Consider the following 21367-nt stretch of genomic DNA (forward strand, 5'->3'; position numbering starts at 1 on the left):
GAAAGAAGAAAGAAGAAAGAAAATACATTCATCAAACAAAACAATATGAAAAAAATATTATTAGTGATCCTAATTTTAAGTTCAATATTTATTTATGGACAAAAAGATTGTGGATTTAAAATTGATGAACAAAAAATATTAAAAAATGAAAATTTAGATTTTTTTCTAGATAAAATGAAAAAAGAAAAATTCAAAGTAACTAATAAAAAAGAAGATATTCCAGAACAAGTTTTAGGACAATTAAAATGTCTAAAAGAAGGATTCTCTATAGCAAATCCAGGAGAAAAATATCAAGATAGTGACATAATCGAATTATCAGAAAATTTACCAGTTAGAGGATTGATTTTTTTAGCAAAAAGTAAAAATAATTTAATAATGGTTTATGGAGTAAGTAACGGTTCTAGGTTTGTTTTTATTAATTTTGATGAAACTACGATTAAAGATTTTTGGTGTGGAGTTAGTTTTGGAAAGCCTCAAATAAAATCTATTAAACAAATAATTGATAGAATTGAACATTATAGAGATAAAACTTGGGGTTTAAATACCAATATAATTACTTATTAAGAACTTTCTTCTTGTTTCTTTCTTCTTGTTTCTTTCTTCTCAAATCAAACCACCTTCTCCGCTTCAAACAACAACTTAATATTCTCGTAGGAGTTCTCTAATAAAAACTTAATATCCTTTGGATTCACCCACTCTACACGTTCAATGCCTTCATCGGCTTGACCTTGTGGTGTTCCTTCGAATTTGGTGCGCATTTCAAACCATTGGGTAATTTTTAGTTTGTAGCGACCGTTGCGTTTGAAAATATGGTAGGTTCTTTGTAGTTTTTCGGTGATAGCTAATCCGGTAACGCCAGTTTCTTCCTCTACTTCTCGGATAGCGGTTTCTTCAATGGTTTCGTTTTTTTCGGTGCCGCCTTTTGGTAAATCCCACTTGCCGTTTCTAAAAATAAAAAGCACATCGCCGTCTTTGTTGTAAACCAATCCACCACCTGCTTTTTCCACAGGTAATTTCGCACGAAGTGTTTTCATGATTAACTTTTCATCGGGATGATACAGAAACGCTTTCTGAATTTTATGCTGAAAAATTTTAACAATCAACTTCTTGATATCAACACTTTCCAATAAAAAAAGTTTGAAATCAGTCTCCTTTTGAACTTGATTTGTCAAAAAAAGTGGCTTATCGTTCACAAAAACTTTATACATTTGCAATATGATTTTTAACAACAACACAGCACAACAAACAGCCGAATTGCTTTTACAAATAAACGCAATTAAATTAAATTCTAAAAATCCTTTTACATGGGCTTCAGGCTGGAAGTCTCCGATTTATTGTGATAACCGCATAATCCTTTCATTTCCAGCGGTTAGAAATTATATTCGCGATGAATTTGCCAAACATATTGAAGAAAAATTTGGCAAACCCGATGTAATTGCAGGAGTTGCAACTGGCGCAATCGGAATTGGTATACTTGTTGCAGAAGCAATGGGACTTCCTTTTGTATACGTTAGACCTGAACCAAAAAAACACGGAAGACAAAACCAAGTGGAAGGTTTCTTGCAAAAGGGACAAAATGTAGTTGTCGTAGAAGATTTAATTTCAACAGGTGGAAGTAGCTTATTAGCAGTTGAAGCTTTACGTAATGAAGGTGCTAACATCAAAGGAATGGCAGCAATTTTCACGTATGGTTTTCCCGTTTCAAAAGAACGCTTTGAAGCAGCCAATTTGGATGTTTTCACGTTAAGTAATTACGAAAACTTGTTACAAAAAGCGGTTGACAAACAATATGTTTCAGAAAACGAATTGGAAACGTTGAGTGCTTGGAACGCTAATCCAGCGGAGTGGAACATAGAAGTTTAATCAAGAAAAATCAACAATAAATAAAAAACATATGAACTTAGAAAGTCCAAAAGTAAACGTAGCAAAATCGGCTGAATACTTATTCAACGCTTTAAACGACGTAAAGAATTTCGAGAAATTAATGCCCGAAAATATCGCAAAATTTGAAGTAATCGACGAGAATTGCTTTGAGTTCGGATTAAAAGGTATGCCAGAAATTAAATTGGTAAAAAAAGGTGGAACTCCAAACTCACAAATCGTTTTAGGAGCGGCTTCAAGCAAATTACCTTTTACCTTAACTGGAAACTTAAACGCAATTGACGCTGACAACACCGAAGTACAATTAGCTTTTGAAGGTGATTTCAACCCAATGATGGCAATGATGATCAAAGGTCCTATCACAAAATTTATTGAGACTTTAGCTCAGAATATGGGGAAATTGTAATTCTCTGATTTAAATAAAAATGAAAGTCCGTTTTAAAACGGACTTTTTTTATGCTGTTTTCAAAGCCTCAACCAACAAATCAATATCTTCTTTCGTATTAAAATGACTGAATGAAATGCGTAAACTTGGTTTTTTAGCTTCTTCTGGTGATAAAAACTCGGCTAAAACGTGCGATGGTTTGATGCTTCCACTTTGACAAGCGCTTCCGCGTGAAACGGCAATTCCTTTCATATCTAAAGTAAATAACAACATTGATGTCTTTTCTTCCGATAAAGGCAATTGGACGTTTAAAAGGTTATAAAACGTGTTTTCTCCGTTGATTTTAACTTCTGGAAATACTTTTTTTAATTCTGAAAAGCAGTAATTTTTTAAATCGGAAATGTAATTGGTGTCGTTTTCTAAATTAGCGCAAGCTAATTCTAACGCTTTTGCCATTCCCACAACTTGATGTACTGCTTCAGTTCCAGCACGCATGCCTTTTTCTTGTTCGCCGCCAAAAATCATCGGTTGTAACATTGAATTCTTTTTCAAATACGCAAACCCAATTCCTTTTGGACCATGAAATTTGTGTGCAGAAGCCACTAAAAAGTCGATTCCCAACTCTTGCACATCTAAATTTGTTTTTCCAACAGATTGCACCGTATCGCAATGAAAAAGTGCTTTTGCATACATGCATAAGTCCGAAACACGTTTGATGTCTAAAATCGTTCCTATTTCGTTATTAACGTGTATTAATGATACTAATGTTGGAACATCTGAATGTAATTTAGCCGCTAAATCTTGATAATCGATATTTCCATTTGACAAAACGTCAATATACTCGACTTGAATTCCGAATTCCTTTGCTAAATGTTCGGCCGTATGTAAAGTAGCGTGGTGCTCGATTTTAGACGTAATAATGCGTTTAATTCCCAAATCTTTAACAGCACTAGTTAGAATCCAATTCGTAGCTTCTGTAGCGCTTGACGTAAAAATAATTTCTGAAGCTTGTGCATTTAGTAGTTTAGCAATGGATTTTCGTGAAGATTCTAACAAAGTCTTGGCGCTTCTCCCAAAACTATGCGTTGAAGATGGATTCCCGAAATCATTTTGAAGCACGTTCATCATTGCAGTAATAACTTCTGGATGAATAGGCGTGGTTGCGGCGTTATCTAAATACACTTTTCTCATAAGGCAAAGATACAAATCATTTTATTTTGGAAGTCTTAAATTCAATTCGTGTTGAAATTAACAAACTTTAGCAAATTAATAAATTAAAACCTTTATTTTTGTTGCATAAATTCGATGAATAAATGAAAAAACTTATAGTTTTAGTAGCCTCAGTTTTTATGCTACAAGCCTGTGATGATGGCGATATTACGTTAGAATCTTTCAATTTTGATTCTGTAACCATTCAAGAATGCACAGATAATAATTTGATTTTTAAGATTAATAATGATGAGTTATTATTAATCAATATTCCAGAATCGAGTTTTGCAAACGTTGAAACACCCGATGGAAGTCCTAGAATCGTTAACGTAACTTCGGCAAATCAAATTATTTACAGAATTTACTCTGGAAATGTAACTTTGAGCAATATTTGTTCAACTATTCCACCAGCTACTCCTGTTGTAAAAAAAGAATGGATCGCTACTGGGGGAACAATTGAAATTATCACAGATGCACTTTATGCTATAGATGGAGTTACAATAACTGGATATACACACAACATTAAATTCGTGAATGTGAACTTTTCTGGAAGTTCAAATTCGTTTAGTTTTACGGAATATAATTTTGGAAACTACGAAACCGATTTATAAAATTTTCAACAAAAAAAGTTAAGGACTATTCAATTTTGAGTAGTCCTTTTTTTATTTCTAGAAGTGAAATTTTAATTAAAAACTTTACTTCACATTTTGCTTAATATAAACTTCGGTTGCTCCCAAACCATATTTTTGATAGTTCGCATCTTGGAACGAAATGGTGTCATAGCGACCTAACATAAAATCCAATTCGGCTTTCAAAACACCTTCACCAACACCATGAATAAAGACCACTTTTGGCATTCGATTTTTGATTGCAAAATCGAGTTGTCTTTTTGCGGTTTCCATTTGCAAAGTGAGAATATCATAGTTGCTCATTCCACGTTTTGAAGGCACTAATTTTTCGATGTGCAAATCAACTTCTAAGACAAATTCATCCTTACGAGAGCGCTTTTCTTTGACAAAACTGCGCTTTTTTGGCTCTTCTTTGTCCTTTAAAACCGAACCTAAACTTTGAGTAGAGAAAAAACCACTTAACTCATTGGAATTGTTTATTTTAACTAATTCGTTGACAAAAAATGTCATCACAAATTTATCAGTTGTTTCCACTGAAATTTCATTGTTTTGAACCTTAATTACTACTCCGGAGATGTCGTCGTCTAAAACCGCAACCTTATCTCCTATTTCAAATTTCTTTGTCATTTTCTTCTTCGGTTTCTCCATCATTTTTTGATGGAATTTTCTTCATCAATCTAAATAATCCAAACATAAAAACAGCCATTGCTCCTATCATAATAAATCGATTTGGAGCTGGTTTTGATTGTTCAATCATAGCAAAAATTCCGACTGCAGCGAACATCAAAATGTATAAAAATTGCTTCATAATTCTTTCTCTTAAATAATACTTTTTTCTGGTTTCAAAAATAGTCTTTTTAAATTTAGTATTTGATTGTGAACTTTTTTTTGTAAACTTGTAAAACAAATCTGATAGTAAAAAGTGGTATGGAAGAACATATGTTGCCTTGTATGAACAAACAACTTTTTGGAGTTGAATGTCCGGGTTGTGGCACACAAAGAGCCATTGCTTTTTTATTAGAAGGAGAATTTTATGAAGCCTTTAAAATCTTTCCAGCTATTTATACAATGGGCTTATTTTTTATACTTCTTGGGTTACATCTTATAGACAGAAATAGAAATTACAGCAAGTTAGTAATAACTAGCGCTATTCTTAATGGAGCCGTGATATTAATCGCTTATTTTATTAAAATGTACTTTAAATTATAAACCAATTAAACTTTAACAATATGGAAAACCAAAAATTACCAAATACAACTGCCGTGCTTATTCTTGGCATTTTTTCTATTCTAACTTGCTGTTGCTACGGATTCATAAGCATCATACTTGGTATAGTTGGATTAGTTTTAGCAAAGAAAGACACCGTTTTGTATAACCAAAATCCAGATTTATATTCTAATTATAATAACCTTAAGATTGGAAAAGTGTTGAGTGTCATTGGAGTTGTATTAGGAACTATTTATTTAATTTTAATGATTTGGATGATAGTTACATTTGGATATGATACACTACAAGATCCTGAATTATTAAAAGAAGAAATGAATAGATATTTTGGTATTCAATAATTTAATTCAAAATATAAAATCTTAAAAGACAGTTTATTAACTGTCTTTTTTTATTTAATAACAACTCATTAACAAATCGTTCACAACACATTTTTTGAGTTTGGCACAGCAATTGGAAATACCTAATCAAGCAACAAGTTTTAGAAACGAGTTTTAAAATGAAGTTGCCCAACTTTTAAATTGTTGTATCATGAAAAAAATTACACTTTTAGTAGTAGCCAGTATCCTTCTGGTAGGGAACTTGGCTTTAGCGTCAGAAAACCCTGTTTTTTCTGACAACACAAACAGAAGAGGCTATTACATCGATTATAGAGATGCAGAACCTATTATCTTTAGAGAGCGCGGAATTGAGTTTATGTTGTTTCCTAATGGAGAATTTGACTTTAACACAAGACCATCAGGACCAAGATATCATGTGAACGGAACTAATGGCGCTCCTGGAACAAGAGGATATTATGGAACTTCTGAAAGAGGAATCCGAGTTGAGCATGATAACTTTGGTAGAGTAAGACGTGTAGGAAATGTGTACATTAACTACGATGCTTTTGGAAGAGTAAAACGTATTGGAACTATTTACATGAGCTATAACAGCTTTGCGGTAACAAGAGTTGGGAATATGCGAATTGTGTATGACAGAAGAGGAAGAATTGTAGATGTATATGGTTTTATTAACTACGCTAACAGCGGATATATTTACAACCCTAGAGGAACTCATTACTCAAACGGTGATGGTGGTTATGGTTACGGAGATGATTATGATGATGATTACGATAGTGATGATGACTATTACTACTACAAAAAAGACGGTTCTAAAGTAAAAATGTCTGATGATGACGTAAAAGAAATCAAAAGAGAAACTTTAGAAATAAAAAAAGATAAATAATAATTGGTTGGTTAGTTTGTTTTTTAAATCCTGCGGATTCTGGGAAGATGAAGCAGGATTTTTTATTTCAAAAATTTCTTGAAAACAGAATTCATAACAAAATTAATATCTGAAGATATCTTTAAATAATAGCTCAGTCCCAAGTAGAAAACAGTTACTAAAATAGATTTCAAAACAATATTTACAAAAGGATGAAAACTAAAATCCCAATAATAAAACACCCCAAAACTTACTATTGTTAAAGCCAAAGACACAATAGTTTTTTTTGTAAATGGAAATAGCTTCATTTTAAGCACCACAAAAAGCAATTTAGCTAAACTATATAACGTAATTGAAATTAACGTTGCTATCGAAGCTCCATTCAAGCCATAAAGCGGAATGAATATCATATTTAAAGAAACAGTCAGAAAAACAAGAAATAATCCTAAAAATAAGACCGCTTGATAATATTTTGAATTGAAAATAATGGCATTATTGTTTCCTAAAACCAAATCGAAATACTTGGAAATCCCAATAAAGAAAACCACAGCAATCCCTTCGCTATAACCTGCTGGTAATACACTGTACAATTCATTAATATTGACCAAAATTCCGACTAATATCAATCCACCAATAACCTGTAATGTAATCGAAGACTTTTTATACAATTCATTTAATTCCTCATGCTTGTTTTCGCTCATTAATTTAGCCGTGATAGGATACGTAATTTGATGCATCGCACGACTTGGCACTGCAATCACAGTAGCAATAAATATAGCAACAGAATAAAAAGCAATATTATCGATATTGATATAAAAATTCAGCATGAATTTATCAACGTCTAACAATAAAGTAGCGACACTACCTGACAAAATAATGAAAAAACAATAGGTTAAAACCGCTTTCGCATTATCAGGAAAAACCAAATTAAATCGTGGTGTTTTGACTTTCATCGCATATAAAAACATAGCTAGAAGCGATAAAAAGTAAATTCCCATTAACGCAAAAATGAACTGTTTTGGAGAGATAAAATCAAAATAAACTGCAAATAAGAAGATTGAAATTAAAATACGAAGCAAAACCTCTTTCACAAAACTGCCGTAAACCGATTGCAAATGCACTTTTACCCAAGCATAAAAAATCTCAAAATAGCCCATACAAAGTCCGATTACTGGAATTTGCCAAACATAATCGTAAACAATTGGGTTTTTCTGCGATAATAATTCCGCTATTTGATGATAACCAAAATAACCAATCAAACTTATCGGAAGAATTATTAGTAAAGGTAAAACCAAAACAAACGTAAGAAATTGCGATTTTTTCTCTTCGGTTTCGTATTCATTGTAAAATTTTACCAATGTATTGTGTACACCAAACGCCATCAAAGGCATCATAATATTAGCCGCCGACAAAATAAATCCGACTAAACCATAAAAAGTATCGCCTAGAAATTGTCCATACATAAACAACGTGTTAATCGCACCAATTCCAAAACCGATATAGGTAATGATGGTGTTTTTAATCGATTGTTTGATGACAATTCCCATTTTCTTAGTGATTAGTGATTAGCAGTTTGGCTAATTTCTCTGTCAATGATTTTCTGCTGTATTGTTGCAAACCAACAGGATATACTTTTAAATTATTTTGCTGAAATTGTTCGAAACAGATTAGAATTTGTGCTTTTAAAGCTTCTAATTCGTCATATTTGAAGAAAGTTCCCGTATTAGTTTCTTTTATGATTTGAGAAAAATCAGCGTTTTCAGGTCCGATGGCGATGATTGGTCGCTCTGAAACCATATATTCAAATAATTTTCCTGGAATAATGCATTTCGTTTCTTCTGAATCAATTTCGATAAGCAACAACACTTGTGAGCTACGTTGTTCGATTATGGCTTCATCATGTGGTAAATAGCCCAAATGATTCACATATTTTCCCAATTTAAATTCTTTTATCGCTTGAAGTACCTCAGCACTCACCGCTCCTATTAACTTTAATTGAAATTGTTTTTTGAATTCGGGATTTTCTTTGGTTAATTCTTTCAACGCTTTCCACAAAATTCTCGGATTTCTTGCCGATAAAAACGAACCTATGTGCGCCAAAGTGAATTTTTCATCCAAAGGTTTCTTAATAACCTTTTCTACATCGTAACCATTTGTAATGACTTCAATTGGTTTTGAAGTAATGGCTTGAAATTCGGTTTTTGTTGTTGGAGACGTTACTAAAAGTTGGTCACAAGTCGTCATAACTTCTTTTTCCAACGCTTTGTGTTTTTTAGCTGCCCACGAACTCAATTTTAGTTGTTTGTGATAACCAATCGTAGTCCAAGGATCGCGAAAATCGGCCAACCAAGTAATATTTAATTCTTTTTTTAACTGTAAACCAATCAAATGCAAACTATGTGGCGGACCAGTTGTAATTATAGTATCGATTTGATTTTCTTGAAGATATTTTTTCAGAAACTTAACCGAAGGTTTCACCCAAAATACTCTCGCATCTGGAATAAAAACGTTACCACGAATCCAAAGCATTGCTTTTTCTACAAACGATTGCTTTTTTTGATTTGGAATAATACCCGAACTGATTTTTTTAGTTTTATTCTTTGAAAAAAACGAAGCCAAACCATAAGGTTCAAAAATTGGTTGTTTAATGATAACGGCTTTATCTGAAACTTCACCCAATAATTTCTCATCAATTAAAGGATAAGTTGGATTTTCAGGAATATAAACGTGAGGTTCGATATTAAAATCGGGCAAATATTTTACAAACTTTAACCAACGTTGCACACCCGGACCTCCTGCTGGTGGCCAGTAATACGAAATAATGAGTATTTTTTTAGTTGGTTTCAAATTGAAGTTTATTGTACCGATTTCTTTTACTTATTCTCAAAATAAACTCCTACACCAATTAATAAAAGCATTGCTATTGAACTAATTAAAGCAATCGTACTTCCTGTTTTTACTACTTGAGGTTCAAATTTGAATTCGATTGTATGTTTTCCTGCTGGAACTTTTAAACCACGTAAAACATAATTAGTTCTAAATATTGGTATTTCTTTTCCATCAATTGTTGCCTTCCAACCGTTTTCGTAATACATTTCAGAAAAAACCGCAACTCCATCGTTTGTATTGTCAGAAATATATTTTAAATGATTCGGTTTATAGCTAACTAATTGAATATTTGCTAAACTATCTAATGATATTTTGTCAGACTGAGCTAATCTTACAAAGTCTTTATTAAACACCGCTTCTTTCTTTGTATCCAAATTATCCAAAGCCTTTATCTCTTCGTCAGCTGAATTCACTTTTTTAACATTCTCTACAAACCAAGCATCGCCATTAGCAAAAGGATTGGTAACTGGAACATCGCCATTGCCTGTTGGTACAATAACATATTTTACATTTAACATATCCAAAACTGGATTGCTCTTAGTAAAACTATAGGTTTGCATATCTATTGAACTTGCTAATTTTTCGATATTTTTCTCAATGTTATACTCAAATAACTGGTCTACTCTTCTAGGACGAACCGCGCTATATCCTCCGACCGCTTTGTGGAAATAAGAAGTTCTACCTTGCAATCTTCCTTGAATTTCATACACTCTATAATTGGATGTGTCTTTTAAAATTAACTTATCTGCTTCTGTTGCTTCAAAAGGCATATCCACCTCGCGAGCACTTCTGAATTGACTTGGGTTATTGTTTACATATCGCTTATCAACCATAAATAAATCGGAAACCATAAAGAATCCAACTAATACAACAGCTGTAGTTTGTGCCAATTTATTTTGGATATACAACCATAAAATAACCGCTGCAGCCAACATGAATAAACCAGAACGCATTAAATCGCTAGTATAGAAATTCATTCTATCTTCTTTTAAAGCGTTTATAAAACTGATTCCAAACGATTTATCTTGGCTTTCACCAAACATTTGAATCAATTGTTGGTCAATTGGAGCTGAAAAACTAAAGAATCCTTTTGCTAAATACAATACAACTACTAATCCTAAACTGGTAGCAGCTGCTTTCCATAAACTTGTCCATTGTGCATCTTTTTCTGAATTAAAAAATGATTGAAGTCCCATAATTGCTAAAACTGGGAAACACAATTCTAACACTACTTGAATAGAAGAAACCGCACGGAATTTATCATATAAAGGCACAAAATCAACAAAAAATCGCGTTAATGCATCAAAGTTTTTACCCCATGATAGTAATAAAGAAAGAATGGCTCCCGCTAAGAATAAATATTTTACTTTTCGTTTGTCGTGATACAATCCTAAAACCGCTAAGAAAAATACAATAGCACCAATATACGCTGGAGCTTCTACGATAGGCTGTTCTCCCCAATAGGTTTTTCCATAATATTGAACCGTTTGTAACGCTTCAGGAGGTGTGGCACCATAATTTAAAAGAAACTCGTATAATGCAGATTTTTCATCTAATTCTTCACCATTTCCTCCTCCAAAAAGGCGTGGTGCAATTAAGTTGAAACTTTCGGTAACACCATAACTATATTCAGTAATGTATTCATACTTCATTGATGAATCCTCAGTATTTTGAGAACCATCTGCATTAAAAGTCAATTCGCTTTTTCCACGAATACTGTGATTAGCATATTCTGAAGTCGCCATTAAATTGGTTGCATTGGCTCCGATAGCTAAAATTCCAGCCACAGCAAATACTCCGATTATTTTTCCTAATTCTTTAAATTCTTTATTCTTAACTGCAATTACTACATAATAAACAGCAATTATTGCTAATAAGAGTAATAAATAATACGTCATTTGGAAGTGATTCGCATTAATTTCTAATGCAGCAGCAACCATAGTTAGTAAACCTCCTAGAATATATTTTCTTTGGAACACCAATAAAACTCCTGCAACAACCATTGGCATATAAGCGATTGCGTGTGCTTTGGCATTGTGTCCTACTCCTAAAATGATAATTAAATACGTTGATAATCCAAAAGCTAAAGCTCCAAAGAACGCTTTTAATGGATCTACTTTTAAAACCATCAACAACACATAAAACCCTAAGAAATAAAGGAATAAATAATCTGCTGGTCGAGGTAAAAATCGTAATCCATCATCTACCATTCCAATTACATCATTTGGATATTTTGCTCCTAACTGATACGTTGGCATTCCTCCAAAAGCACTATTCGTCCAAAAAGGTTCTTCACCTGTTTCTTTTCTAAAGTCATTTTGTTCTTTAGCCATTCCGGTATATTGAACGATATCGGATTGGAAAATTTTATTTCCTTGTAAAACTGGGTAAAAATAAATTAGGGAAACCAAAATAAACCCTACTAAAACCAATAAATGAGGATATAATGCTTTGATGTTTTTCATAAGTAGTAAATAATGAATATAAGGTGCTAAAGTAATTAAAAAAAGGATATTGTTAAAATATCCTTGAGAGTAATCTTGCTAAACAAGTAATTATTTCACTTCTTCGTAATCGATGTATTCGCCCACTTCCTTTTTAGGTTTTGGGGTTGGAGCGCTTGCCTGAGAAGTTCTATTTTGTTGTTCTTGTTGTTGTCTATATTGTTCCTGCATTTTTTCTTGCATCTTATTCACCGCTTTTTGCATTAAAATAGGGGCAAAAATTCGCATTAAAAACTTAAACAGATAATAAAACAGAATAATATAAAATATAACCTTTATAGTTCCTGTAAGTGAAGCCATTTCCATGCTAATAAAATTTAAAATTCAAAAATACTGATATTGGTTGGTAAAACTTCAAATTTGTTTCTTAAAATTATGATAAAATAACTATTTTTGGACATAAATCATTTTTTATGAAATCTATTCAAACACTTTTCGTTCTAATTTTAGGAATTATGTCTCAAGTTTCATTTGGACAATTTACAGATGAAATCAACTCTAATAGACCAGGTCGTTCAATGATGGCATTTTCTGTTGGAAAATCAGTTTTTCAAACCGAAACTGGTTTGCATTATGTAAACGAAGACCACAATACATTAGATTATAAAGCCAGTGGCTTTATGGCTGAATTTGATATTCGTTGGGGATTATTTTTTGAGCAATTAGAACTTATTGCAGAATTTCAATATCAAAATGATAATTATACATCTGAATTACTTGACAAAAATAGAAGTGCTTTGAAAAAAACACTTTTGGGAGCAAAATACTTAGTGTATGATCCATTCAAAAATTATGAAGAAAAACCAAATTTATACAGCTGGAAAGCCAATCACCGATTTAAATGGAGACAATTTATTCCTGCCTTAGCAGTTTATGGAGGTGCAAATTTGAATTTTTCTGACAATCCATTTAATTTTGCTCCTATTGATATTGAAGAGCCTAAAGTGAGTCCAAAAGCTATGATTATTGCTCAAAATCACTTTGGGAGCCATTGGGTTCTAGTAACAAACGTAGCTTATAATAAAATAGGTTCAGACTTTGCAAGTATTGATTATATAGTTACTTTGACTAGAGGATTTAATAAACAATGGTCAGGATTTATTGAAAATCAGGGTTACATGGGAGATTATTATTCTGATGGTTTATTTAGAATGGGAGCTGCTTATCTATTTAACAAAGACATGCAAATAGACGCTTCTATAGGAAAAAACATAAAAAACACACCAAGCTTATTTACTGGAGGTATTGGGTTTTCATGGAGATTTACAAAAAACTACAAAGAAGTAAAGATGGCGAAACCAGGAACTGAAACCAAGACAGATAAAAAAATGAAGAAAAAAGGGGAAAAAGAAGCGAAGAAAAGAAAAGATGCCGTAGAATAAAATGATAACAATTAAAGAAGCTTTTACAAAAAAAGAAATGAAAGATTACATAATGTTTTCTTTCGAATTATATAAAAACAATACCTGTTGGATTCCACCCATAATTGCAGAAGAATTAGAAACTTTTGATAAAACAAAAAATCCAGCATTAAAAACAGCTGAAGCTCATTTTTATTTGGCTTACAAAAACAATAAAATTGTTGGTAAAATTGCAGCTATTATTAATTGGGAGGAAGTTAATCTATTAGAAAAAAGAAAAGTACGTTTTGGCTGGTTTGATGTGATTGATGATATTGAAGTAACCAAAGCGCTTTTAAATAAAGTAGAAGAATTAGGCAGAAAACACAACATGGATCACATGGAAGGTCCAATGGGATTCTCTAACTTAGACAAAGTAGGAGTATTAAGTGAAGGCTTTGATCAAATGGGGAATATGATTACTTGGTACAGCCTACCTTATTATATTACTCATTTTGAACAACTTGGATTAGTTAAGGAAAAAGAATATATCGAAAGTAGTTTTTCGTTTAGCAATATTAATCCTGAACCTTTTCAAAAAGCTAGCGAGTTAATTAAAAAAAGATACGAACTACGTTGCTTAAACTTCACAAAAACAAAAGACATTATGCCTTATGTGGATAAAATGTTTGATTTGTTCAATGAAACTTATGCCAAATTACAATCATTTGTACCAATCAATGATATTCAAAAAGAATATTTCAAAAAGAAATACATTGGTTTTATCAATCCCGAATTTATTAAATTCATAATGGATAAAGATGATAATATGATAGCATTTGCAATAGTGATGCCTGGTTTTGCTCAAGCGCTCAAAAAAGCAAATGGAAGACTTTTCCCTTTTGGATTTTATCATTTATTACAAGCACGTAAACATTCAAAAGAAGTTGTTTTTTACTTAATTGGTGTTACACCAGAATACCAAAGTAAAGGTGTTACAGCTATTGTTTTTGATGAATATTACAAAGTGTGTCAAGCAAAAGGCATTGAAACTTGTATAAGAACTCCCGAATTAGAAGAAAACCATGCGATTCATAATTTATGGAAGAACTTTAATTCGAAAATCAATAAACGAAGAAGAACGTATAAAAAAGAGCTATAAAAAAAGGGATTCAATTTGAATCCCTTTTTTGTTATATGTAAAAATATTACTCTACATTTTGAACACTTGCTTCAGCAATTTTAGCATAAGTTCCGTTTACTAATTTTTCACGAATAGCTTCAAAAGCTGTTAGTGTTTCATTAATATCATCAATTGTATGCGAAGCTGTAGGAATCATTCTTAACAAAATAATACCTTTTGGAATTACTGGATACACTACAATTGAAAGGAAAATTCCATAGTTTTCACGTAAATCGTTCACCATAATCATCGCTTCTGGAATAGAACCTTCAAGATAAACTGGTGTAATACATGTATTTGTATCTCCAATATTAAATCCTTTTTCTTTCAATCCGCTTTGTAATGCATTTACGTTTTCCCATAATTTATCTTTAATTTCAGATGAATTACGTAATAACTCTAAACGTTTTAATGACCCAATAGTTTGAATCATTGGTAATGCCTTAGCAAACATTTGCGAACGTAAGTTGTATTTTAAATAATCGATAATATCTTTATCTGCTGCAACGAAAGCACCAATGTTTGCCATTGATTTTGCAAAAGTTGAAAAATAAACGTCAATTCCGTCTTGACAACCTTGCTCTTCTCCTGCTCCTGCACCTGTTTTACCAAGTGTTCCAAAACCGTGTGCATCGTCAACTAACAAACGGAAATTGTATTTTTTCTTCATTTCTACAACTTCTTTCAACTTTCCTTGTTGACCACGCATTCCGAAAACACCTTCGGTAATGAATAAAATTCCTCCACCTGTTTCAGTTGCCATTTTAGTAGCACGTTGCAGGTTTTTTTCCATACTTTCTAAATCATTGTGCTTGTATGTAAAACGTTTTCCCATATGCAAACGTACACCATCAATAATACAAGCATGCGAATCTACATCGTAAACAATGATATCGTTTTTAGTAACCAAAGCATCAATAATAGATACCATTCCTTGGTAACCAAAGTTTAACAAATAAGCCGATTCTTTCATTACAAAAGCAGCTAATTCTTGTTCTAATTGTTCGTGATATTTTGTGTGACCACTCATCATACGAGCACCCATTGGGTAAGCTGCACCAAATTGCATTGCTGCTTCGGTATCTGCTTTACGAACTTCTGAATGATTAGCTAATCCTAAATAGTCATTTAAACTCCAGTTTAAAATATCTTTTCCTTGAAATTGCATTCTTGGACCTAATTCTCCTTCTAATTTAGGGAATACAAAATATCCTTCTGCTTGTGAAGCCCATTTTCCTAATGGACCTTTATTGTTCTGAATTCTTTCGAATAAATCTTTTACCATAATATATTAGGTGTTTAAAACGAAGCAAAAGTAAAAAGAAAAATACTTATATTATAATTTATTTTGATTAGAAAAAAAATTATCGAAATAATAGTTCATAATCGAATTATTGGTCTTACATTTGCACCGAACGACACAGAAATGTGGTTACACGTTCACCGTAAAAGTCGATCGCTCCAGATCGGCTTTTATACTTTTATAAAAAGCCTATTTCTATACTTTTTATCTCCACCTTTTTATTATTTTTTCAAATTTGATAATATAATTTTATAAAACATTATTTACAGAACTTTATATCCAACCAAAATTATTTTTAAAACAATGCAAATTTTAACATAAACTGCAGAAAAACTACAGCAATAAAATGTTAAAAGCACTTTAAATTTGTTTAAAATAATAATTCAAATGAAAAGATATAGCTTAGAAATTAAGGAAAAATGTATTAAATTAATTTATTGGAATGATAACTCACATAATTTAGATACAAAAGAATTTAAAAAACTAGATTCTGTTAGAGTTATTAACACTATTAAATTTAACAATGGAAAAACAGAAATATCACTTTTCCCATCGTCAAAATTCAATATTGAAAGTTTAGTTTACGATTTGAAGAAAAAAATCTAATTTTATAGTATTAATCTTTAATCTTTAAAAACCTATTCAAACTATCCTGCCTGCGCTTTGCAATTGGCAAAAGAGCTCCGTTTATCATTTCACAATAATAACCCGATTTTTTATTAATATTGACAACATGGTCTAAGTTTATTATGTAAGAATGATGAATTCTAAAAAAATTGTCATCTACTAAAATTGACTCATACTCGCCTATATTTTTACAAGCAACAATTTCTTCTTTATTTTTCATAAAAAAAGTAGTATAACGACCATCTGATTTACAAAATACTAAGTCGTCTTTCTTAATAATATCTACTTTATCCATTGAAGCTACTGAAATATACTTTGAATTGGTTAAAGTTTCTTTTTTATAACCATCCTCTAAATGGTTTTCAAATCTTTCTTTTTCTTCAATTCTTGTAATACATTTATTAACAGCTAAAACTAAATCTTCAATTAATACAGGCTTTAAAACATAATCAACAGCATTATATTTAAAAGCTTTCAACGCAAATTCATCATAAGCGGTTACAAATACTATTTCATATTCTGTAAAATCTATTTCATCCAGTATTTCATAAACATCAGAATCATTTAATTTAATATCTAAAAATAGGATTTTAGGTTTTCTTGCATTAATTATATCAATACCTGAAGAAACAGAATCTGCCTCTCCAACTATTTCAATAGTTAAACAAAATTTTTTAATAAAATGTTTTAATAAAACTAAATTATTAATTTCATCATCAATTATTATCGCAGAATAAGTTTTCATAAAAAATCTTTTTTTTTAATAAATCTAAAATAATTTATTAATAAATTTAACAAAAAAACAAAATTAAACTATTTACATTCATAATAACTGATAAATGAAAAAAAGTATATTATTTTTTTTACTACTCTTATACACGGCAATATACAGTCAATCTTATAAATCTATCATTCAATTTGACTCTTCAAATGGTTTAAAATCAGACATTATTTATTCAATAACTGAAGATAAAGAAGGATATATATGGATAGCTACCGATAATGGAGTTGCGAAATTTAATGGCACCTCTTTTATACATTTCCAAAAAAAAGACGGATTACCATCAAACGATATAATTAGTATAATAGTTGATAAAAAAAATCGTATTTGGTTGTCAGGTTTCTATGAAGGTTTATATTATATAGAAAATAATATTATAAAAAAAGTTGTCGGCTCAAGTCGAATTAAAAGCTTAAAATATACTTTTGAAATTGATGATAATATCTACTTTCAAAATTTTACTACTTCTGAATCTTATATTTTGAATTCTTCCAATCACTTAAAAAGATACAAATTAAAATTAGGAAATTACAATTTAGAGTTATTAAATTATAATCAAAAATATAATTTTTTTATAGCTTTATTAAATGCTAATAAAAGAATAAATTGTATTCTGGATAAAAATAAAAAAATCATCAAATACATTCCAACAAAATATGCTTATTGTCCAAGTTTGATTCACAATGAAACTTGTTTCATTTATGAGCCTTCTGAACAAAAGCCATATTTATTAAATAGAGTAATCAATAATGATTTTTTAATTTACAAAAAAAAACTTTCTCTTATTAAATTAAACTATAAAAGCAATAATAATTTTCAACTACTAAATAATGAATATAATACAAAACACAATATTTATTTATTTAATAAAAATAATATACATGTAACCATAGATAATAAATACGATTCAATATTCTCAACTAGAATAAAAAACATCCCATATGAATTAAATTTAGTACATGTATTATTTATAGATAGTCATAATAATTTTTGGGTTATTGACAAAACAAACAGATTAACTTTTTTTCCTTATAATTATGATGAAGTTAAAAATTATTACGCTAAAGAAATTTTAGGAAATAATTTTGAAGGATTTAAATGTTCAAAATCAATTGAAGATTGTTTATATTTTGTGAATTCTAAAAAGGAATTTTATGTTTACAACCTAAAAACAAACAAAAAAAAAATAATAAAAAAATACCTTTCAGAAAATCCATATAAAATACTAGAAAAATCAAACGGAATTATTTTGGCTTGTAATGAAGGGTTCGATTTCTTTGAATATAATAAGAAAAAAGAATTGCAACATTGTTATTTCAAAAAAACTGAATCACGTAATGCAACTATTTTCAAGGATACAATATTTTACACAAGAAACAATTCTATTTATAAAATATATAATTACAAAACAAAAATATTTTCTTATAAAGAATATTTTCGATTTAATAATATCTATAAGCATGATAAAAACAATCTAATAGTTGCAAATGAAGACGAAATCATCCTTATAAATTCTAAAAGAAAAAAAAACACATCAAACAAATTAATTAAAAATACCACTGTAATTAATTCATTCAACAATTTTATCTTAGTTGGCACTAATTTTAATGGCTTATATATTCTTAACAAAAAATTAAATATTATAAGAAAAATATTTCAAAATCATACTATTTATTGTATAAATAAAAATGAAGCGAATGATAAAATTTATATAGGAACAAACGAAGGGTTTTTCATTTTAAATGAAAATTTTGAAATATCAAATAAGTTTGATTACAATAATGGCTTAATAAATGGTAAAGTAAACTCTATAGATTTTTCCGGAAATACTATATTGTACTCAACAAAAAATGGTATTTCAAAAATCAATTATAATAAAGATTATGAATTTTTAAAAAAAGCATTTACATCAATAGATATTAATGCAATTTATAGTAACAATGTTTTGTTAAAAAACAAAAACAATTTTATTTTAGAAAGAAATAGCAATAATATTTCTATAGAAACTTCAATTTTTAATTTTAACAACAAAAGCGTTGTCATAAAAAAATTTTTACTTACTAAAGATAATAACAAAAATAAAATTTGGTCTGATTTTTTTGAAAATAAAATTATATTTAGAGAGCTAGCTCCTGGAAATTACACTTTAAAGATAGCTGCCTTATCAAATAAATATGAACGCCCAACAAACATTAAAACCATAAATTTTTCTATTAAATCTTATTTTTGGGAAAAAAATTCATTTAAAATTGGCTTAATTATCACCGCTTTACTTCTTTCTCTATTTATTATTCTATATGTTAAAAGAAAAACAGAAAGAAAATATAAGCGTAAAATAAAACTCCATTCTTTAGAATTAATAGCTTTAAAAACACAAATGAATCCTCATTTTATTTTTAATGCACTTAATAATTTTCAAAGTTTATTAATTTTAGATGGCATTGAAAAATCAAACATTTATTTATCAAAATTTTCAAAATTAATTAGAGCAACTTTAGAAATAGTAAATAATGACATTATTAGCTTAAATGAAGAATTAGTTTATTTAAAAAAATATATTGATTTTGAAATTTTAAAAATGCCTCAACTTAAAGTAAAATTTATTATTGATAATGACATAAATCTAGAAAAAATAAAAATCCCCGTGATGTTATTACAACCCATTGTTGAAAATGCTATAATACACGGTCTAAGCAAAAGTCCTAAAGAAGAAAAAAAATTAATTATTGAAATAAAAAATAACCCATTTGAAAAAATGATTTACATATCAATAGAAGATAATGGTATTGGCTTTAACAACAATAACGAAGTAAAAAAACACAAATCATTTGCTACTTCAATTATTAATGAGAGAATACATATTTTTAATCAAAATAAAAAAAACAAAATACAATTTAAAATTAAGAACTTAAACCTTGAAAAAGATACTCAAGGAACAAAAGTAATTATTATAATTCCTCATAATTTTAAATATCTATAATAAAACTAAACCATAAAAAAGCCAGAATTTACATTCTGGCTTTTTAAATAATGGAAACTTTTAAGTAAAGACTAGAAAACAAGCGTTTTGATTAATAAATGAATCCCCCAATCCTCTGTAAATAATAATTTGAAAACTTATATCTTTACTAAAAGCAGTACTAAAGTAAATACAAATTAAAATAATTCAAAAATCATGTAATAATTGACACGTTTAAAGTAATAACTGAAAAAAAATATTTAATATTTAAACTCAAAGTTACAACAAGCAACTATAAAAAAAACACAGTGATAAGCATATCTACCAAACTATTTTTTTTATTTATCGAAAAAAAAATAAATACAATGACTAATAAAGCTCATAAAAAAGAAATTTTAAAAGGTTAGGTTAACTAGCCTTTTAAGAATAAGAGTTTTATAAGTTAATCACACTTTTGCCCAATGAGAACTCAACTTAATACAAACTCATACTAAAACTAAATTACAAGTTTAAAAAAGTAAAACAAACCATTCTCAAACCATGCAACAATAGATTGTTCTATGTAATAAACAAATTTTAAATTAGGAAGACTTAAGTCTTCCTAATTTAATAATAACTAATCAAAAAATCTACAAAGTAGGAAATATACAACTATATATAAAAAAAACACTAATTACTATTAATAACTATCGTTTAAATAACAAAATTAATTATATATTTCTTTGCAATTATTTAACATGTAATAAATGTAAATATTGATGTAATCAACGTAAATAATTACAAATAAAAAAAGCCAGTTTAAAACTGGCTTAGAAATAATGAAAACTTTTCAAGTAAAGATTTAAAACAAGCGTTTTGATTAATAAAAAGTTAAAAACCCCAAATTCTCTGTTAATAAATTTTAATTCAACTCATCTTTACTTTTAAACAAATTTATACAAATTTCACTTCATAAAAAAAAAACATGTAATAAGTGATGAAATCAAGTGAATATCTGTAAAAAAAATCATTAAACGTATGAAATATTTCAAATGACAATTTTATTTTAAACCACTGTGATAAGCATGTCTACCAAACTATTTTTTTTTTGCAATTATCGAAAAAAAACACTTAAACACAGTGGCTAATAAAGTTTTAAAAAAAATAAAATTTAAAAGGCTAGATTAACTAGCCTTTTAAGAATAAGAGTTTTATAAGTTAATCACACTTTTGCCCAATGAGAACTCAACTTAATACAAACCCCTACTAAA

21 protein-coding genes are annotated in these 21367 nt (G+C 29.4%); 11 read left to right on the top strand and 10 right to left on the bottom strand.

Annotation, left to right across the window (positions count from 1 at the left end):
- Window positions 1-45 precede the first annotated feature (45 nt).
- Entirely contained in the window at window positions 46-564 is a 519-nt protein-coding gene (locus OJ995_RS10240; RefSeq protein WP_264369326.1) for a hypothetical protein, read from the top strand.
- A gap of 44 nt (window positions 565-608) precedes the next feature.
- On the opposite strand, the gene OJ995_RS10245 is transcribed toward OJ995_RS10240, so the two are convergent.
- Entirely contained in the window at window positions 609-1208 is a 600-nt protein-coding gene (locus tag OJ995_RS10245) for an NUDIX hydrolase (RefSeq protein ID WP_264369327.1), read from the bottom strand.
- A 7-nt stretch (window positions 1209-1215) separates the two neighbouring features.
- Here OJ995_RS10245 and pyrE point away from each other — a divergent pair, with 7 nt between their 5' ends.
- Together pyrE and OJ995_RS10255 are read left to right on the top strand one after the other, a co-directional pair.
- The gene (gene pyrE, locus OJ995_RS10250; RefSeq protein ID WP_008258530.1) at window positions 1216-1863 is read left to right on the top strand and encodes an orotate phosphoribosyltransferase; all 648 of its coding nucleotides are present in this window, start codon (window positions 1216-1218) and stop codon (window positions 1861-1863) included.
- Window positions 1864-1894: 31 nt separating this feature from the next.
- A complete protein-coding gene (locus OJ995_RS10255) occupies window positions 1895-2287 on the top strand; it encodes a hypothetical protein (RefSeq protein WP_026725027.1) in 393 nt (130 codons plus the stop codon).
- Between the two features lie 48 nt (window positions 2288-2335).
- On the opposite strand, the gene OJ995_RS10260 is transcribed toward OJ995_RS10255, so the two are convergent.
- Window positions 2336-3457, bottom strand: coding sequence for a cysteine desulfurase family protein (locus tag OJ995_RS10260; RefSeq protein WP_264369328.1), 1122 nt, complete (start codon window positions 3455-3457; stop codon window positions 2336-2338).
- 122 nt (window positions 3458-3579) lie between these two features.
- Here OJ995_RS10260 and OJ995_RS10265 point away from each other — a divergent pair, with 122 nt between their 5' ends.
- Window positions 3580-4086: a hypothetical protein gene (locus tag OJ995_RS10265; RefSeq protein WP_264369329.1), complete on the top strand. Its 507-nt coding sequence runs from the start codon at window positions 3580-3582 to the stop codon at window positions 4084-4086.
- A gap of 84 nt (window positions 4087-4170) precedes the next feature.
- Here the strand turns inward: OJ995_RS10265 and OJ995_RS10270 are convergent, their stop codons facing one another.
- Window positions 4171-4731, bottom strand: coding sequence for a DUF8465 domain-containing protein (locus tag OJ995_RS10270; RefSeq protein WP_264369330.1), 561 nt, complete (start codon window positions 4729-4731; stop codon window positions 4171-4173).
- Window positions 4715-4912 carry a hypothetical protein gene (locus tag OJ995_RS10275; RefSeq protein ID WP_264369331.1) on the bottom strand — a complete coding sequence of 66 codons (198 nt, stop codon included), beginning with the start codon at window positions 4910-4912 and terminating at the stop codon, window positions 4715-4717. The genes OJ995_RS10270 and OJ995_RS10275 overlap by 17 nt, the downstream gene beginning before the upstream one ends.
- Window positions 4913-5031: 119 nt before the next feature.
- Between OJ995_RS10275 and OJ995_RS10280 the strand changes: the two genes are divergently transcribed.
- The 3 genes from OJ995_RS10280 to OJ995_RS10290 all read left to right on the top strand — a co-directional run bounded on the left by OJ995_RS10280 (window position 5032) and on the right by OJ995_RS10290 (window position 6552).
- Window positions 5032-5313: a DUF2752 domain-containing protein gene (locus OJ995_RS10280; protein ID WP_264369332.1), complete on the top strand. Its 282-nt coding sequence runs from the start codon at window positions 5032-5034 to the stop codon at window positions 5311-5313.
- A gap of 20 nt (window positions 5314-5333) precedes the next feature.
- Window positions 5334-5669 carry a CCC motif membrane protein gene (locus OJ995_RS10285; RefSeq protein ID WP_264369333.1) on the top strand — a complete coding sequence of 112 codons (336 nt, stop codon included), beginning with the start codon at window positions 5334-5336 and terminating at the stop codon, window positions 5667-5669.
- A gap of 190 nt (window positions 5670-5859) precedes the next feature.
- Window positions 5860-6552 carry a hypothetical protein gene (locus OJ995_RS10290; protein ID WP_264369334.1) on the top strand — a complete coding sequence of 231 codons (693 nt, stop codon included), beginning with the start codon at window positions 5860-5862 and terminating at the stop codon, window positions 6550-6552.
- 62 nt (window positions 6553-6614) lie between these two features.
- Here the strand turns inward: OJ995_RS10290 and OJ995_RS10295 are convergent, their stop codons facing one another.
- The 4 genes from OJ995_RS10295 to OJ995_RS10310 all read right to left on the bottom strand — a co-directional run bounded on the left by OJ995_RS10295 (window position 6615) and on the right by OJ995_RS10310 (window position 12230).
- Window positions 6615-8078 (bottom strand): oligosaccharide flippase family protein, encoded by a 1464-nt coding sequence (locus OJ995_RS10295; RefSeq protein ID WP_264369335.1) that lies wholly within the window; start codon window positions 8076-8078, stop codon window positions 6615-6617.
- A 4-nt stretch (window positions 8079-8082) separates the two neighbouring features.
- The gene (locus OJ995_RS10300) at window positions 8083-9378 is read right to left on the bottom strand and encodes a glycosyltransferase family 4 protein (RefSeq protein WP_264369336.1); all 1296 of its coding nucleotides are present in this window, start codon (window positions 9376-9378) and stop codon (window positions 8083-8085) included.
- Window positions 9379-9404: 26 nt separating this feature from the next.
- Window positions 9405-11885, bottom strand: a complete 2481-nt coding sequence (locus OJ995_RS10305) for a YfhO family protein (protein ID WP_264369337.1) — start codon at window positions 11883-11885, stop codon at window positions 9405-9407.
- Between the two features lie 90 nt (window positions 11886-11975).
- On the bottom strand, window positions 11976-12230 hold the full coding sequence (locus OJ995_RS10310) for a DUF4834 domain-containing protein (protein WP_133606205.1): 255 nt from the start codon (window positions 12228-12230) through the stop codon (window positions 11976-11978).
- A gap of 107 nt (window positions 12231-12337) precedes the next feature.
- On the opposite strand from OJ995_RS10310, the gene OJ995_RS10315 reads away from it, so the two are divergent.
- On the top strand, window positions 12338-13306 hold the full coding sequence (locus OJ995_RS10315; RefSeq protein ID WP_264369338.1) for a transporter: 969 nt from the start codon (window positions 12338-12340) through the stop codon (window positions 13304-13306).
- A 1-nt stretch (window position 13307) separates the two neighbouring features.
- Window positions 13308-14426, top strand: a complete 1119-nt coding sequence (locus OJ995_RS10320; protein ID WP_264369339.1) for a GTP cyclohydrolase — start codon at window positions 13308-13310, stop codon at window positions 14424-14426.
- A 46-nt stretch (window positions 14427-14472) separates the two neighbouring features.
- Here OJ995_RS10320 and capB read toward each other — a convergent pair whose 3' ends face one another.
- On the bottom strand, window positions 14473-15732 hold the full coding sequence (gene capB / locus OJ995_RS10325; RefSeq protein WP_264369340.1) for a cysteate-C-fatty acyltransferase: 1260 nt from the start codon (window positions 15730-15732) through the stop codon (window positions 14473-14475).
- Window positions 15733-16137: 405 nt separating this feature from the next.
- On the opposite strand from capB, the gene OJ995_RS10330 reads away from it, so the two are divergent.
- Entirely contained in the window at window positions 16138-16356 is a 219-nt protein-coding gene (locus tag OJ995_RS10330; RefSeq protein WP_264369341.1) for a hypothetical protein, read from the top strand.
- Window positions 16357-16366: 10 nt separating this feature from the next.
- On the opposite strand, the gene OJ995_RS10335 is transcribed toward OJ995_RS10330, so the two are convergent.
- On the bottom strand, window positions 16367-17122 hold the full coding sequence (locus OJ995_RS10335) for a LytR/AlgR family response regulator transcription factor (protein ID WP_264369342.1): 756 nt from the start codon (window positions 17120-17122) through the stop codon (window positions 16367-16369).
- 94 nt (window positions 17123-17216) lie between these two features.
- On the opposite strand from OJ995_RS10335, the gene OJ995_RS10340 reads away from it, so the two are divergent.
- On the top strand, window positions 17217-20138 hold the full coding sequence (locus tag OJ995_RS10340) for a sensor histidine kinase (RefSeq protein WP_264369343.1): 2922 nt from the start codon (window positions 17217-17219) through the stop codon (window positions 20136-20138).
- Window positions 20139-21367: the final 1229 nt, after the last annotated feature.

Origin of the sequence: Flavobacterium lacisediminis, from assembly GCF_025909975.1 — a bacterium.
Lineage (GTDB): Bacteria > Bacteroidota > Bacteroidia > Flavobacteriales > Flavobacteriaceae > Flavobacterium > Flavobacterium lacisediminis.